Below are 16,373 nucleotides of genomic sequence, written 5' to 3'. Positions count from 1 at the left end.
CGCCTCGACTGATCGAAACTGCGCTCAGTGCGCAATTTTGGCGATTTTTTCGCGCTGTACGCAGTTTCGGCGGCGCGGCCTAGGCCGCGGACGTCACCCGATACACGTCGTAGACGCCCTCGACGTTGCGGACCGCGTTGAGCAGATGCCCGAGGTGCTTCGGGTCGCCCATCTCAAAAGTGAAGCGGCTGATCGCTACCCGGTCGTTGGAGGTGGTGACCGACGCGGACAGGATGTTGACCTTCTCGTCGGCCAGCGCGCGCGTCACGTCGGACAGCAGCCGGTGCCGGTCGAGCGCCTCGACCTGAATGGCCACCAGGAACACCGACGACGGCGACGGCGCCCACAGCACGTCGATGATGCGTTCGGACTGTTGCTGCAGCGACGCCGCGTTGGTGCAGTCGGTGCGGTGCACGCTGACCCCGCCGCCGCGGGTGACGAAGCCCAGGATCGCGTCGCCGGGCACCGGCGTGCAGCACTTGGCCAGCTTGGTCAGCACACCCGGGGCGCCGGGCACCGACACCCCGACGTCGTCGGTGCTGCGGGGGCGCCGCGGCATGGTCGCCGGCGTGGACCGCTCGGCGAGCTCCTCTTCGGCCTGATCGATACCCCCGAGCTCGGCCAGCAGCCGCTGCACGACGTGCCGCGCCGACACGTGCCCCTCGCCGATCGCGGTGTAGAGGGCCGACACGTCGGTGTAGTGCAGCTCGCGGGCGACCGCGGCCAAGGACTCCCCATTCATCAAGCGCTGCAACGGAAGTCCACCGCGGCGCACCTCGCGGGCCATGGCGTCCTTGCCGGCTTCCAGCGCTTCCTCGCGACGCTCCTTGGCGAACCACTGCCGGATCTTGGCCTTGGCCCGCGGCGACACCACGAATTGCTGCCAGTCCCGCGACGGCCCGGCGTTGGGCGCCTTGGACGTGAAAACCTCGACGACTTCCCCGTTTTCGAGTTTGCGTTCCAGTGCCACCAGCCGGCCGTTGACCCGCGCGCCGATGCAACGGTGGCCGACCTCGGTGTGCACGGCGTAGGCGAAGTCCACCGGCGTCGACCCGGTCGGCAGGGTGATCACGTCGCCCTTCGGGGTGAACACGAAAAGCTCTTGCACCGCAAGGTCGTAACGCAGCGACTCCAGGAATTCGCCAGGGTCGGCGGCCTCCCGCTGCCAGTCGAGCAGCTGACGCATCCATGCCATGTCGTCGATCTCGGCGGCGGCGTGCGGATGCGGAACCCCGTTGCGGCCCTTGGCTTCCTTGTAACGCCAGTGCGCGGCGATGCCGTATTCGGCGGTGCGGTGCATGTCGCGGGTGCGGATCTGCACTTCCAGTGGTTTGCCCTCGGGCCCGACCACCGTGGTGTGCAATGACTGGTACACACCGTATCTGGGCTGGGCGATGTAGTCCTTGAACCGTCCGGCCATCGGCTGCCACAGCGAGTGCACGACGCCGACGGCGGCGTAGCAGTCGCGGATCTCGTCGCACAGGATGCGGATGCCGACCAGGTCGTGGATGTCGTCGAAGTCGCGGCCCTTGACGATCATCTTCTGGTAGATCGACCAGTAGTGCTTGGGCCGGCCCTCCACCGTCGCCTTGATCTTCGACGCGTTCAGCGTGTTGACGATCTCGGCGCGCACCTTGGCCAAGTAGGTGTCCCGCGACGGCGCCCGCCCGGCGACCAGCCGCACGATCTCCTCGTACTTCTTGGGGTGCAGGATCGCGAACGACAGGTCTTCCAGCTCCCACTTGACGCTGGCCATCCCGAGCCGATGCGCCAGTGGCGCAATCACTTCCAACGTTTCGCGGGCCTTGCGCGCCTGCTTTTCCGGCGGCAGGAAGCGCATGGTGCGCATGTTGTGCAGCCGGTCGGCGACCTTGATCACCAGCACCCGCGGGTCGCGCGCCATCGCGGTGATCATCTTGCGGATGGTCTCGCCCTCGGCGGCGTTGCCCAGCTCGACCCGGTCCAGTTTGGTTACCCCGTCGACGAGATGGCCCACCTCTTCGCCGAACTCCTCGGAGAGCGCCGCGAGCGTGTACCCGGTGTCCTCGACGGTGTCGTGCAGCAGTGCGGCCACCAAAGTTGTTGTGTCCATGCCCAATTCGGCCAGGATGTTCGCCACCGCCAGCGGATGGGTGATGTAGGGATCACCGGAATGGCGCAGCTGCGTGGCATGTCTTTTGTCGGCGACCTCGAAGGCGCGCTGCAACATCGACAGGTCGGCCTTGGGATAGATCTCCTTGTGCACCGCCACCAGCGGTTCGAGCACCGGGTTGAGCGCGCTGCGCTGGGCGGTCATCCGCCGCGCCAGCCGGGCCCGGACCCGGCGCGAGGCGCTGCTGGAAGTCTTGAGGGTTTCGGTCGGCAGCTCGGGCGTGTCTAACACCGGCGGCGGGGCCGGTGACTCGGCAGGCGGCGCCACAGCTTGCGCCGTGCGCTGGTCGTCCGCCACTTAAACCTCCAAAATCACCTCGCCTATCCGAGGATATCGCGTTAAACGCGGGTCAAGCTGTATACCGACAACGGGGCCACCGCCTCGCGACCGCCCAGGGCCGTCAGTTCCATCACCACTGCGGCCGCGGTCACGTCGGCGCCAACCTTGTCTAACAAACGTTTCGCCGCGGCCAGAGTTCCGCCGGTGGCTAGCACGTCGTCGACAATCACGACGCCGCGGCCGGCCAACTCGATTCCGTCGGCGGGGATCTCCAGGGTGGCGCTGCCGTATTCCAGCTCGTAGTGCTCGGTGTGCACGGGCGGCGGCAGCTTGCCGCCCTTGCGGATGGCCAGCACCCCGATCCCCAGCCGCGCGGCCACCGCCGCCGCGACCAGGAACCCCCGCGAGTCGATGCCGGCCACCAGGTCGGCGCCGGAGGCGACCTCGACGAGCGCGTCGGTGACCGCCGCCAGCCCGTCGGGATCGGCGAACACCGGCGTCAGGTCCTTGAACTGCACCCCCGGCTTCGGGAAATCGGCGACCTGGCGGGTCAGCGAGGCGATCACGTCCGCGACGGAACTCACTGTGCGCTCACTGTTCTAGGGCCCAGCGGTCCATGTTCCAGCCCGCCCCCCAGCGGGTCGGGTTCTTGGTGACGGCGTACATCTTCTTCGACATCAGCAGCGTGCGCTGCTGCCGGTAGAGGGGCAGCGTCGGCATGTCCGCCCACAGTATCGGCGCGGCCTCGCCCAGCACCCGAGCCCGCTCGCCGGGGTCGGCGGACACCGCCAGCGCACCGATGAACCCGTCGATCTGCGCGTTCGAGTAGCCGGACAGGTTGTTGCCGTTGTTGGTGTGCAGGTCATAGGCGTCCATCGCCGACGATCCGGTCGATCCGCTGCCGGTGGCCCCGCCGGTGCTGGCCAACAGCACGTCGATCTTCCCGTCCCGCAGCGCCTGCGGGCCCGGGGGATCCTTCAACGGATCCAGCACCACGCCGGTGACGGTGATGCCCGCGGGGGCGCAGGATTTGGCGATGGCCCCGATCGTGGCCGCCAGCCGCGCGTTGGGTCCCTGATAGCCGATCCGCACCGTCAGCGACGCACCGACCAGCGCGTCGCGGGCGGCATTGGGGTCCGCCTTGGCGAACGGCGCCGCATCGGCGACACCGTCGCCCTGGGAGATGGCGTCCTCGGTGGCCGGGTTGAGCCGCGAATTGGCGATCGGCACGCCGGCGTCCTTGGCGATCGCGTCGCGCGGCGTGCACGACGCGAGCGCGCGGCGTTCGCGGGCCAGCGCCAGCGGTCCCTGCAGGCCAAAGATGAGCTGCTCGATTCCAGCCGAGGGTGAGTCGCTGCGCTGGTAGTTGTCCGGGGTGGCCAGCGTGCCCGACGACCCCACCGCTACGTCGACGACGTCGACGCTGCGGTTATTGACCCGGTCCTGGATGTCGGCGCCCTGGGGCCACACCGTGACCCGCTTGGTGATCGCTTTGGGGCCCCACCAGCGGTCGTTGGCGACCAGTACCACGGCGCCGCCGTCCAGCACCTGCTGGATCTTGTACGGCCCCGACGAGGGGAAGCGCTTGAGGTCGATCCCGGGCTTGAGGTCCCAGGTGGTGTTCCACAGCTTGGCGATCTGCTCCACGACCGACTCGTTGTTGGCCAGCAACGCCGCCGTCACGTCGACGTTGAGCTGGTCGGCGATGACGTGCGACGGCATCAACGACGTCGCGGTGAACAGCTGGGTGTAGTCGACGACGCTGCGGTCCGGGGCGAACGAGACGCGGGCCTTCTTCTGCCCGGGCATGCACTCGACGTTGGCGATGTCGACGTAGCCGGCCTGGCTTGCGGCCTGGAAGCTGGGGAACCGCCCGGATTGCGCCGCCCAGGTCAACACCAGGTCGTCGCAGGTCACCGGCTTGCCGTCGGAGTACACCGCGTTGTCGGCGATCTGGTAGTCGAGCACCAGCGGCGCTCCGCCCACGACCGATACCGTGCCGAAGTCGCGGTCGGCGACCACCTGCCCGTCCGGGCCGTGGTAGCCGAAGCCGGTGAGCGTGCGGGCGAATGCCTGCGCGCCGGCCGAGGCCGCACCGATGACGGTGTTGGTGTTGTAGGTCGAGAGCGGGCCGTCGACCACGTAGGCGATCTGCGGGGCGGCGCTGCCGGAACACCCGGTCAGCGCGATCGGCGCCGTCAGCACGGCCGCCATGCCCGCGAGCGTCCAGCGCAGAAGCCCTCGCCGACACCCCATCGTGGCTACCGCTTGCCGGCGTTGCGCTTACCGGTGGGACGCCGGGCGCCGGTGGGCCGCACCGGCCGTGCACCCGGCGCCGGCTTGTTCGGTGCGCGCTTGGTGGCTTCCGGCGCTGGCTCGGCGTTTTCCTCGACGGTGTCCTCGGGTTTTTCGGAGGCCTGCTCCGGGTCGGCTGATTCCGTCACCGTCTCGTTGGCGCTCGCGCGGGCGCCGGGGCTGCGCCGCTTGCCGACGCGCCGCGTGTGGGTGCGCACCAGCTCCGTGCGTTCGCGCAGCGTGACCAGCAGCGGGGTGGCGAAGAAGATCGACGAGTAGGTCCCGACGATGATGCCGACCAGCTGCACCAGCGCCAGGTCCTTGAGTGTTCCCACGCCCAGCAGCCACACCGCCACCACCATCAGGGCCAGGATCGGCAGCACCGAGATCAGGCTGGTGTTGATGGAGCGCATGAAGGTCTGGTTGATGGCCAGGTTGGCCTGCTCGGCGAAGGTGCGCCGGGTCTTGTGCTGGAAGTCGTGCGTGTTTTCCTCGACCTTGTCGAACACGATGACCGTGTCGTAGAGCGAGAAGCCCAGGATCGTCAGCAGACCGATGACGGTGGCGGGGGTGACCTCGAAGCCGACCAGCGCGTACACGCCGGCGGTGACACTCAGGTCGAACACCATCGTGGCCAGCGCCGAGATGGCCATGTAGCGCTCGTAGCGGACCATGATGTACAGCCCGACCAGCACCAGGAAGACCGCCAGGGCGATCAGCGCCTTCTTGGTGATCTGATCACCCCAGGTCTCCGACACCGCCGAGTCGCTGATCGCCGCCTTGCTGGGCTTGCCGTCGGTGCCCTTGGGCGCAAACGCGTCGAACAGGGCGGTGCGCAGCTTGGCGGTCTGATCGTTGGTCAGATGCTCGGAGCGGATCTGCACCGTCGCCGACGAGCCGCTGCCGACGATCACCACCGATTCGGGGCCGTGGCCGACGGCCTTCGTGAAGGTGTCGGACACGTCGGCGACCCGGACCGTGCCCGTCGCGCCGGCCGCGGGCATCGACACCGTGGTGCCGCCCTTGAAGTCGATCCCGAACGTGAACCCGCGAATGATGATCGACAGGACCGCGATCGCGACGATCGCGCCGCTGACCCCGTACCAGAGCTTGCGGCGGCCCACCACCTCGAAGGCGCCGGTGCCGGTGTAGAGCCGGGACAGGAAGCTGTGGTGCGGCAGGGCGGGGGCGGTGGATTTCGCCTCGACGGTGTCGGCGCTGGCTTCGGTGAGTTCCACGGCGGCGTCATCTTCCTTGGTCTTCTTGGCAGCCATGGCGTTACCCCCGTCCCGTCGTGGAGGCGGCCGCCCGGCGTTCGCGCGCAACCTGCTGGACGGCCCCCAGGCCGTTGAACGCCGGCTTCGCCATCGTCGGATTCTTGGACGCCAGGTACACCAGCGGCCAGGTCACCAGGAACACCACCACCAGGTCGAGGATCGTGGTCAGACCGAGGGTGAACGCGAAGCCCTTCACCTGACCGATCGCCAGGAAGTACAGCACGGCGGCGGCCAGGAAGGTCACGGCGTTGCCCGACACGATGGTCTTGCGGGCCCGCACCCAACCCCGCGGCACCGCCGAGCGGAACGAACGGCCTTCCCGGATCTCGTCTTTGATGCGTTCGAAGAACACCACGAACGAGTCGGCGGTGGTGCCGATGCCGATGATCAAGCCCGCGATGCCCGCGAGGTCCAGGGTGTAGTTGATGTATCTACCCAGCAGCACCAGGATCGCGAAAACCATTGCGCCCGAACAGATTAACGACAACGCCGTGAGCAGTCCGAGCGCCCGGTAGTAGAACAACGAATACAGCAGCACCAGGATCAACCCGATTCCGCCCGCGATCAGACCCGCCCGCAGCGACGTCAAACCCAGTGTCGCCGAGACGGTTTGGGCTTCCGAGGCTTCGAAGGACAGCGGCAACGAACCGTACTTCAGGACGTTGGCCAGCTGCCGCGCGGTTGCGGCGCTGAACGGCGGATCGCCGCCGCTGATCTGGGTGCGGCCGCCGGGAATCGCTTCGTTGATGCGCGGGGCGCTGACCACCTGCGAGTCCAGGGTGAAGGCGGTCTGCTCACCGACATGGGCGGCGGTGTAGTCGGCCCAGACATTGGCCGCGGCCGGCTTGAACTGCAGATCGACGACGTAGCCGACACCGCGTTGGTTCAGGCCCGACGTCGCGTCCTGGATCTGGTCGCCGCTGATGATCGACGGCCCGAGCAGGTAGGCGGCCTTATGGTCCTGCGAGCAGGTAACCAGGGGCAGGGCCGGGTCGTCGTTGCCAGCCAGGATGTCGTCCTTGCCGCACAGTGTGGCCTGGTATTGCAGGGCGAGGAATTGGATGCCCTGGCGGGTGCTCTGTCGCCACTTCTTCTCTGCGGCGATGCGCTCGGCGAGATCCTTGCGCGGATCCGGGGGCGCGGGCACATCGGCCGGCGGCTCGCCCGGGGGCGCCTGGCCCGCGGGCGGAGCGGGACTGGGCGCCGGGCTTGGGGCGGGACTGGGCGGCGGGCTGGGTGCCGGGGTGGGTTCCTCCGGGTAGGGCCTCGGTTGGGCGGGCGGTGGCGGGGTCGGCTGGCCGGCCGGCGGCGGCGCCGGCTGGCCCGTCGGGGCGGGTCCGGCGCCGGGCGCGGGGCCACCGGGCGCGGGGGCACCGGGCGCCGGCGCGGCGGGCGGCTGCGGCTCGGGCTTGGGTGCCTCCGGGTTTTGCGCGGGAACCGCCTGGATCACCGGCCGGATGTACAGCCGCGCGGTCTGGCCGAGGTTGCGGGCCTCGTTGCCGTCGTTTCCGGGCACGGTGATCACCAGGTTGTCGCCGTCGACGACCACCTCCGACCCGGAAACGCCCAGCCCGTTGACGCGCGCGCTGATGATCTGCTGGGCCTGCGCCAGCGAGTCGCGGCTGGGCCGCGAGCCGTCCGGCGTGCGGGCGGTCAGGGTGACGCGGGTGCCGCCCTGCAAATCGATCCCGAGCTTGGGGCGCGCGTGCTTGTCCCCGGTGAGAAACACCAGCAGGTAGACGCCGATGAGTAGGACCAGGAACACCGACAGGTAGCGGGCAGGACGCACCGGCGCCGAAGACGATGCCACGTTCCTTGTATCTCCTTGAGAATCGGTTTTCCCCGACAGAGCCTACGTGTCGCGGTTGCGCGCGCCGCGCACGCGCGGCCCAGCGGGTTCCCGGTCAGAGTTCCTTGGTGGCGCGACTCTCGTGGCCGGCGTCGTCGGCGTCGGCCGCGTCCAACTCGTCGGCCTCGTCTTCGTCGTAGTCATCGTCGTATTCCACGAAGTCCTCACCGACATCCGGCAGCATCTTGTCGCGGATCGCCAGCTTCATCCACGTGGTCACCACACCGGGCGCGATCTCCAAATCGACGGTGTCGTCGGTGATCGCGGTGACGGTGGCCTCCAGGCCCGAGGTGGTGTGCACGCGGTCGCCCGGCCGCAGCGAGTCGTGCAGGTCGATGGTGGCCTGCATCGCGCGCTTCTGCCGGCGCGATGCGAAGTACATAAACCCACCCATGATGAGCAGGAACGGCAGGAACAAGACCAAACTCTCCATGGCGTCCAGTCTGGCAGGCCGCGGGCGGCAGCAGACGACCCGGTTGGGACGCGCTGCCGACGATTTCGGAGGCTAGGCTTTAAACCGCGATGCGAGGGGCGCGCCGCGGTGAGGAGGATGCAGTGGCCAGCCTCGAGCAGAGTCGCCAGCTGGTCACCGAAATCCCAGGTCCCGCATCGCTGGAACTCAACAAGCGCCGGGTCGCGGCGGTGTCGCGGGGCGTGGGCGTGACCCTGCCGGTGTACGTGGCCCGCGCCGGCGGCGGGATCATCGAGGACGTCGACGGCAACCGGCTCATCGACCTGGGCTCGGGCATCGCCGTCACCACGATCGGCAACTCGTCGCCCCGGGTGGTGGAAGCGGTGCGCACCCAGGTGGCCGAATTCACCCACACCTGTTTCATGGTGACGCCGTACGAGGAGTACGTCGCCGTCGCCGAAGAGCTCAATCGGATCACCCCGGGCTCCGGCGAGAAGCGCTCGGTGTTGTTCAACTCCGGCGCCGAGGCCGTCGAGAACGCCATCAAGGTCGCGCGCTCCTACACCCGCAAGACCGCCGTCGTCGCGTTCGACCACGCCTACCACGGCCGCACCAACCTGGCGATGGCGCTCACCGCCAAGTCCATGCCTTACAAGAGCGGGTTCGGCCCGTTCGCCCCGGAGATCTACCGGGCGCCGCTGTCCTACCCCTATCGGGACGGGCTGCTCGACAAGGAACTGGGCAGCGACGGGGAGAAGGCCGCCGCGCGGACCATCGGCTTCATCGAGAAGCAGGTCGGGGCCGACAATCTGGCCGCCGTCATCATCGAGCCGATCTCGGGCGAAGGCGGTTTCATCGTCCCGGCCGAGGGGTTCCTGCCCGCGCTGCTGGACTGGTGCCGCAAGAACAACGTGGTGTTCGTCGCCGACGAGGTGCAGTCCGGGTTCGCGCGCACCGGCGCCTGGTTCGCCTGCGAGCACGAAGGTATCGAGCCCGACCTGATGTGTATCGCCAAGGGCATCGCCGACGGGCTGCCGCTGTCCTCGGTGACGGGGCGCGCCGAGATCATGGATGCCCCGCACGTCAGCGGCCTGGGCGGCACGTTCGGCGGCAATCCGGTCGCGTGTGCGGCGGCGCTGGCCACCATCGAGACCATCGAGCGCGACGGCCTGATCGAGCGGGGCCGGCAGATCGAACGGCTCATCGTCGAGCGGCTGTCCCGGCTGCAGTCCAGCGACGACCGGATCGGCGACGTGCGCGGCCGCGGCGCCATGATCGCCGTCGAGCTGGTGAAATCGGGCACCGCCGACCCCGACCCCGAGTTGACGCTGAAGTTGGCCGCCGCGGCCCACGCGGCCGGCGTGGTCATCCTGACCTGCGGCATGTTCGGCAACGTCATCCGGCTGCTGCCCCCGCTGACCATCAGCGACGAGCTGCTGGCCGAGGGTCTCGACGTGCTGGCCGGGCTGCTGGGCGAGCTGTAGCTGCCTGCGCCGAGCGTGACGCCACGGCGACGCCGCGGCGCTTTTTTCGCCGTTAGTTCACGCTCGGCGGGTGGGCGATCTCACAGCCCTTCGGCAGAAGAACCTCATTGAGGAATACCTTTAGTTTCGCTAACGTTTTATCCATCAGCGCAGTGTGGCGCGAGCAATCTTCAACTTCTCAGTTATGCAAGGAACTGTCATGTCGACTTCTACTCGTGAAGAGCGGCTCGAACGCCGCATCGAGGACCTGACCGCTAACGACCCACAGTTCGCCGCAGCCCGGCCCGACCCGGCGGTTGCCGCCGCCCTGGGACAGCCTGGACTGCGACTGCCGCAGATCGTTTCGACCGTGCTGGACGGGTACGTGGACCGCCCCGCCCTGGGGCAGCGCGCCGTCGAGTTCTTCAAGGACCCCAAGACCGGCCGCACCGTGCTGGGGCTGCTCCCCCGCTTCGACACCATCACCTACCGTGAACTGGGCGAACGCGTCGACGCCGTGGCGCGCGCCCTGGCCCAGGACGGGGTGCGGGTGGGTGACCGGGTCGCCGCTCTGGGTTTCAACAGCGTCGACTTCACCACCATCGACATCGCCCTCGGTCGGATCGGCGCCGTGGCGGTGCCGCTGCAGACGAGCGCGGCGATCGCGGGGCTGCAGCCGATCGTGACCGAGACCGAGCCCACCGCGTTTGCGGCCAGCGTGCACCAGCTGCCCGATGCCGTCGAGCTGATTCTGGGCGGCGAGCATCAGGCCGCCATGGTCCGTAAGGTCATCGTGTTCGACTACCACCCCGAGGTCGACGACGAGCGCGAGGCCGTGGAAAGCGCCCGCGCGCGGCTGGCCGAGGCCGCGGTGCCCGTCGAGACGCTGGCCGAGGCGCTCGAACGCGGCAAGACGCTGCCCGAGGCGCCCGCGGCGGACGTCGCCGACGACGAGCTGGCCCTGTTGATCTACACCTCCGGCAGCACCGGCGCGCCCAAGGGCGCGATGTATCCGCGGCGCAACGTCGGCAAGATGTGGTGCCGGTCGAGCCGCAACTGGTTCGGCGAAACCGCCGCATCGATCACGCTTAACTTCATGCCGATGAGCCACGTGATGGGGCGCGGCATCCTGTACGGCTCGCTGGGCAACGGCGGCACCGCGTACTTCGCCGCCCGCAGCGACCTGTCGACGCTGCTCGAGGACCTCGAACTGGTGCGGCCCACCGAGATGAACTTCGTGCCGCGCATCTGGGAGACCCTGCACGGCGAGTACCTGCGCCAGGTGGACCGCGGCGACGACCCGGCCCGGGTCATGAACGACATGCGCCAGTACCAGCTCGGCGGCCGGTTCATCTTCGCGATGACGGGCTCGGCGCCCACCTCCCCCGAGCTGAAGACCTGGGTCGAGGAGCTGCTCGACATGCACCTGCTGGACGGCTACGGCTCCACCGAAGCCGGCATGGTGCTGTTCGACGGCGAGTTTCAGCGCCCACCGGTGATCGACTACAAGCTGGCCGATGTCCCCGATCTGGGCTACTTCGCCACCGATCGTCCGTATCCGCGCGGTGAGTTGCTGCTCAAGACCGAGAACATGTTCCCCGGCTACTACAAGCGCCCCGAAACCACCGCCGGCGTTTTCGACGAGGACGGGTTCTACCGCACCGGCGACGTCGTCGCCGAGGTCGCGCCCAACAAGGTGGTCTACGTCGACCGCCGCAACAACGTGCTGAAGCTGGCGCAGGGCGAGTTCGTCACCGTCGCCAAGCTGGAGGCGGCGTTCGGCAACAGCCCGTTGGTCCGGCAGATCTACGTCTACGGCAACAGCGCGCACCCCTACCTGCTGGCGGTCGTGGTGCCCACCGAAGAAGCGTTGGCGCGCTTCGATTCCGACGCGCTCAAGCCGGCGATCGCCGACTCGCTGCAGGACGTGGCGAAGGCAACCGGCCTGCAGTCCTACGAGGTGCCTCGCGACTTCATCGTGGAGACAACGCCTTTCACGCTGGAGAACGGTCTGCTCACCGGCATCCGCAAGCTGGCCTGGCCGAAGCTCAAGGCGCACTACGGCGAACGCCTCGAACAGCTCTACGCCGACTTGGCCGAAGGCCAGGCCAACGAGCTGAGCGAACTGCGCCGCAGCGGAGCCGACGCTCCGGTGCTGCAGACGGTCAGCCGGGCCGCGGCCGCCCTGCTGGGCACCGCGAGCACCGACCTGTCGCCCGACGCGCACTTCACCGATTTGGGTGGAGATTCGTTGTCCGCGTTGACATTCGGTAACCTGCTGCACGAGATCTTCGACATCGACGTGCCCGTCGGCGTGATCACCAGCCCGGCCAACGACCTGGCGGCCATCGCCGACTACATCGACGGCGAGCGGCAGGGCAGCAAGCGGCCGTCCTTTGCCTCGGTGCACGGACGCGACGCGGTGGAGGTGCATGCGAGCGACCTCACGCTGGACAAGTTCATCGATGCCGCGACGCTGGCCGCGGCCCCCGGCCTGCCCGGGCCGGCCCGCGAAGTACAAACCGTATTGCTCACCGGCGCAACGGGATTCCTGGGCCGCTACCTGGCCCTGGAGTGGCTGGAACGGATGGACCTGGTCGACGGCAAGGTCATCGCCCTGGTGCGTGCCAAGTCGGACGAGGACGCGCGCGCCCGGCTGGACAACACGTTCGATAGCGGGGACGCCAAGCTGCTGGCCCACTACCGGGAACTGGCCGCCGACCACCTCGAGGTGCTCGCCGGCGACAAGGGCGAGGCGAACCTCGGCCTGGACGCACAGACCTGGCAGCGGTTGGCCGACACCGTCGACCTGATCGTCGACCCGGCCGCGCTGGTGAACCACGTGCTGCCGTACAGCGAGCTGTTCGGCCCCAACGCGCTGGGCACCGCCGAGCTGATCCGAATTGCGTTGACCGGCAAGCAAAAGCCGTACACCTACGTGTCGACGATCGGGGTGGGCGACCAGATCAAGCCGGGTGAGTTCACCGAGGACGCCGACGTCCGGCAGATCAGCGCGACGCGGGCGATCAACGACAGCTACGCCAACGGCTACGGCAACAGCAAGTGGGCCGGCGAGGTGCTGCTGCGCGAGGCCCACGACCTGTGCGGCCTGCCGGTTGCGGTGTTCCGCTGCGACATGATCCTGGCCGACACCACGTACGCGGGTCAGCTCAACGTGCCGGACATGTTCACCCGGATGATGCTGAGCCTCGTCGCCACCGGCATCGCACCCGGTTCGTTCTACGAGTTGGACGCGGACGGTAACCGGCAGCGAGCCCACTACGACGGTCTGCCAGTGGAATTCATCGCCGAGGCCATCGCCACCCTGGGCGCGCGGAACGGGGACGGGTTCCAGACGTACCACGTGATGAACCCGTACGACGACGGCATCGGGATGGACGAGTTCGTGGACTGGCTGGTGGACGCGGGCAACGCGATCCAGCGGATCGCCGACTACGGCGACTGGCTGTCGCGGTTCGAGGGCGCCCTGCGCGGGCTGCCCGAAAAGCAGCGCAACGCTTCGCTTTTGCCGCTGCTGCACAACTATCAGAAGCCGCAGCCGCCGATCAACGGTTCGATGGCGCCGACCGACCGGTTCCGCGCGGCGGTGCAGGACGCGAAAGTCGGCCCGGACAAAGATATTCCGCACATCACGCCGCAGATCATCGCCAAGTATGTCAGCGATCTGCGACTGCTCGGACTGCTCTGATGTAGTGCTGAGCAGACGCGGAGACTACTGCGGGTGCGGCCAGCGCAGGTAGGCGTTGGACTGCGCGGGCGCCCGGTCCCGGCGGAAGCCGCCGCGCCAGCCCGACCGGGCCTGCGGCGCCGCCTGCGTCGGCCTGACATTGCCGACCCGCGGCCTGGTGATGGCGCTCGACGACACCTCGGGCGACTCGTCCGCGGCCGCCACGTACTGACGCTCGGCGGGCGCCGGTCCCGCGGATACCAGGGCCGGTCGCGGCTCGACCGGCTGGACGTCGCGGGCCATTCGGACCGCAAGCCGGGACAGGGCGATCCCGCCCAGGAACACGATCAGCGCGCCCAGACCGGAGAAGTACGCGACCTCGAGCAGCGCCCGCTTGCGCTCGGTGGTCGCGATCGGATCTCCGACCGTCCCGATGCGCAGCACCGGGGCGAACTGCCCGCCCACCACAAACCACGCGCCGCCGAGCACGGCGAGCCAACCGCCGAACATCGCCACGGCGCGATTCGCGGTGACGAGCAGCAGCAGGCCTCCCAGCACGGCGGCGATTCCCGGGAACACCTCCAGCCAGCCCCGCGCCGTGGTCCACGCCCAATCGCGATTGGGCGTACAGGCGAAATTGAAGTGGGGACCGACGAACGGGATCAAAGCCCCCCAAGCACCCAGGATGACCAGGAGCAATCCGCTAACCGAACCGCGGGAGCGCGGCATACGCAGCCCGTAAACGCGGTCATTTGGCGAGTTTGTCATCACATCTCTCCTTGGTAGATGCCGGTCGCACCGGCAGGGCACCGGGTACCCGGGCCTTTCGGGATGTAATCGCTCGCCTAGCTCCCGCCCGCGCCGGCCGTGCCGCCCGTCCCGCCGTGGCCACCGCCACCGCCGCTGCTGCCCGCGGGTCCGGAGCCGGGAGTGCCAGCGGTGCCGGTGCCGCCGTCGCCGCCGGGCCCGCCGTTAGGTCCGGCTCCCCCGTCGCCGCCGGTGCCGCCGTGGCCGCCGGAGGCTCCGTCGCCGCCGGTGCCACCGGCACCGGTGCTGCCGCCGCCTCCGCCGTTGCCGCCGTGACCGCCGGTGCCGCCGGCGCCGCCGGCGAAGGCCGATCCCGGCAGGGCGTCGGCGCCGCTGCCACCCGCGCCGCCGGCGCCGCCCGAACCGCCGGTACCGGCGATGGCGCCAGCACCGCTGGCGCCGCCGCCCGTTCCGCCCACGCCGCCGGCTCCGCCGTCGCCCCCGGCGCCCGGAACTGCGGCGCTGACGACGACGGTGCTACCCGGGTGGCCGTTGCCGCCGTCGCCGCCGTTGCCGCCCACGCCGCCGGCTCCGCCCGTGTTAGTGGTGACGCCTCCAGTGCTGGCGCCGCCGGTGCCGCCGGCGCCCCCGGTCCCGCCGACGCCGCCGTTGTTGGTGAACGGAGGATCATTGCCGTCGCCGCCGTAGCCGCCGTCGCCGCCGGCACCGCCGGTGCCGCCCCACTCGGCCAGGTCGCCGCTACCGCCGTTGCCGCCGACACCGCCGTGGCCGCCGGCCCCACCGACGCCACCGAGAGGCGGTACCACCAGGTCGCCGCCTCGACCGCCGGCGCCCCCGGTACCGCCGGCGCCCCCGACGGGGCTCAGGAAAGTACCGCCGGTGCCGGCGGTGCCAGCGTTGCCGCCGGCGCCGCCATTGCCGCCGTCGCCGCCGGAGAACACCGGATTGGCGGCGCCTCCGGCGCCGCCGTCGCCGCCCGCGCCACCTGCCCCGCTGGCCCCGTCGGTGCCGCCGACCCCGGAGTTGCCGCCGGTGCCGCCGTCGCCGCCGACCCCGCCATTCCCGGCCGTCGCGCCGCCATCCCCGCCGTCGCCGCCGGCGCCGCCCATGCCGCCCGCGCCGCCGTCGCCCCAGGTGACGCCGCTGCCGGCGGTGCCGCCGTGGCCGCCTTGGCCGCCTTGGCCGCCGTCCGCAGCGGTGCTGTTGAAGTTGCTGGTCCCGCCACCGTGCCCGCCGTCGCCGCCGGCGCCGCCGGTGCCGCCGTCGCCGCCGCGTCCGCTGCCACTGGCGGTGCCGCCGCTGCCGCCGTCGCCGCCAAGGCCGCCGCTTCCGCCGACGCTCGCATTGCCGCCGTAGCCGTTATCTCCGCCGCCGCCGTTTCCGCTGCCGCCGGGCCCACCGCCACCGCCGGGGCCGCCGCTGCCGCCGTTGGCATTGCCGGTCCCCGCGGCGCCGCCGCTGCCACCGACGCCGCCATCGCCACCAGCCCCGCCCCCGCCCGGGATTCCTGCCTGATCTGGCCCGGAACCCCCACCCATGCCGCCGGCCCCGCCGGCGCCACCCGCTAAGCCTGCGCCGCCATCGGCGCCGGGGCCGCCGTCGGCGCCATTGTCACCGGCGCCGCCGGCACCGCCGGCCCCGCCGGCACCGCCGACACCGGGATCACCCGAGGGAGCAAAGATGCGGACGCCGTCGATGGGATGTCCTTCGCCACCGTGGCCCGCTTCGCCGGCGCTACCGCCAGCCCCACCCGTACCACCCGGACCGCCCGCGACGCCGAACCCCACCCCCGAACCACCGGTCCCGCCGGCTCCGCCGGCGCCGCCGAGGCCGCCGTTCCCGCCGACACCGCCGCTCACACCCAGGCCGCCGGCCCCCCCCGTCGCCGCCGGCCCCGCCGGCGAACCCGGAACTCCCGGCGCCGCCGGGCGTGCCGGCCGTGGCCCCGACGTCACCGGCGCCGCCAGCCCCCCCGGCGCCGCCGGCGCCGCCCGTGCCGCCGGTTAAGTGGCCGGCGCCAGCGCCGCGCCCACCTGCCCCGCCGTCTCCGCCCGCGCCGCCGGCAACGGAATGACCGACGCCGCTGCCGCCGGCGCCGCCCGCCCCGCCAGCTCCGCCCGTGCCGGCGAGCGCCCACGCGTTGCCATCCCCGCCGTCGCCGCCGGCCCCGCCCGCGAAGCCCGGGGCGCC

Annotated in this window: 10 protein-coding genes; 2 read left to right on the top strand and 8 right to left on the bottom strand. The window is 70.3% G+C overall.

All coding sequences use genetic code 11. The features are described from left to right. Positions 1–79: 79 nt before the first annotated feature. From G6N66_RS10195 to yajC, 6 genes are all read right to left on the bottom strand, one after another. The gene (locus G6N66_RS10195; protein ID WP_085232493.1) at positions 80–2,449 is read right to left on the bottom strand and encodes a RelA/SpoT family protein; all 2,370 of its coding nucleotides are present in this window, start codon (positions 2,447–2,449) and stop codon (positions 80–82) included. Positions 2,450–2,490: 41 nt separating this feature from the next. After that, positions 2,491–3,015 (bottom strand): adenine phosphoribosyltransferase, encoded by a 525-nt coding sequence (locus G6N66_RS10190; protein WP_085232492.1) that lies wholly within the window; start codon positions 3,013–3,015, stop codon positions 2,491–2,493. Positions 3,016–3,022: 7 nt separating this feature from the next. After that, positions 3,023–4,687 carry an ABC transporter substrate-binding protein gene (locus tag G6N66_RS10185; protein ID WP_085232491.1) on the bottom strand — a complete coding sequence of 555 codons (1,665 nt, stop codon included), beginning with the start codon at positions 4,685–4,687 and terminating at the stop codon, positions 3,023–3,025. Positions 4,688–4,692: 5 nt separating this feature from the next. Further along, positions 4,693–6,000 (bottom strand): protein translocase subunit SecF, encoded by a 1,308-nt coding sequence (gene secF / locus G6N66_RS10180; protein WP_085232490.1) that lies wholly within the window; start codon positions 5,998–6,000, stop codon positions 4,693–4,695. A gap of 4 nt (positions 6,001–6,004) precedes the next feature. After that, positions 6,005–7,813: a protein translocase subunit SecD gene (gene secD, locus G6N66_RS10175; protein ID WP_163645806.1), complete on the bottom strand. Its 1,809-nt coding sequence runs from the start codon at positions 7,811–7,813 to the stop codon at positions 6,005–6,007. A gap of 94 nt (positions 7,814–7,907) precedes the next feature. After that, positions 7,908–8,285 carry a preprotein translocase subunit YajC gene (gene yajC / locus G6N66_RS10170; protein WP_085235471.1) on the bottom strand — a complete coding sequence of 126 codons (378 nt, stop codon included), beginning with the start codon at positions 8,283–8,285 and terminating at the stop codon, positions 7,908–7,910. A 122-nt stretch (positions 8,286–8,407) separates the two neighbouring features. On the opposite strand from yajC, the gene gabT reads away from it, so the two are divergent. Both gabT and car read left to right on the top strand, forming a co-directional pair. Beyond that, positions 8,408–9,748: a 4-aminobutyrate--2-oxoglutarate transaminase gene (gene gabT, locus G6N66_RS10165; RefSeq protein WP_085235472.1), complete on the top strand. Its 1,341-nt coding sequence runs from the start codon at positions 8,408–8,410 to the stop codon at positions 9,746–9,748. 199 nt (positions 9,749–9,947) lie between these two features. Then, the gene (gene car, locus G6N66_RS10160; RefSeq protein ID WP_085235470.1) at positions 9,948–13,436 is read left to right on the top strand and encodes a carboxylic acid reductase; all 3,489 of its coding nucleotides are present in this window, start codon (positions 9,948–9,950) and stop codon (positions 13,434–13,436) included. Between the two features lie 24 nt (positions 13,437–13,460). Here the strand turns inward: car and G6N66_RS10155 are convergent, their stop codons facing one another. Next, the gene (locus G6N66_RS10155; protein WP_085235469.1) at positions 13,461–14,183 is read right to left on the bottom strand and encodes a hypothetical protein; all 723 of its coding nucleotides are present in this window, start codon (positions 14,181–14,183) and stop codon (positions 13,461–13,463) included. Between the two features lie 77 nt (positions 14,184–14,260). Next, entirely contained in the window at positions 14,261–16,042 is a 1,782-nt protein-coding gene (locus G6N66_RS30010; RefSeq protein WP_269474926.1) for a hypothetical protein, read from the bottom strand. Between the last annotated feature and the right edge of the window lie 331 nt (positions 16,043–16,373).

The sequence above is a fragment of the Mycobacterium conspicuum genome, from assembly GCF_010730195.1.
Taxonomy (GTDB): domain Bacteria; phylum Actinomycetota; class Actinomycetes; order Mycobacteriales; family Mycobacteriaceae; genus Mycobacterium; species Mycobacterium conspicuum.
This window is presented reverse-complemented; position numbering and strand designations above follow the sequence as displayed.

What these genes read in the sequence shown, in the direction of transcription:
- G6N66_RS10185 (WP_085232491.1), bottom strand. Translation starts at nt 4,687, where the DNA reads ATGGGGTGTCGGCGAGGGCTTCTGCGCTGGACGCTCGCGGGCATGGCG.
- secF (WP_085232490.1), bottom strand. Translation starts at nt 6,000, where the DNA reads ATGGCTGCCAAGAAGACCAAGGAAGATGACGCCGCCGTGGAACTCACC.
- yajC (WP_085235471.1), bottom strand. Translation starts at nt 8,285, where the DNA reads ATGGAGAGTTTGGTCTTGTTCCTGCCGTTCCTGCTCATCATGGGTGGG.
- car (WP_085235470.1), top strand. Translation starts at nt 9,948, where the DNA reads ATGTCGACTTCTACTCGTGAAGAGCGGCTCGAACGCCGCATCGAGGAC.
- G6N66_RS10155 (WP_085235469.1), bottom strand. Translation starts at nt 14,183, where the DNA reads ATGACAAACTCGCCAAATGACCGCGTTTACGGGCTGCGTATGCCGCGC.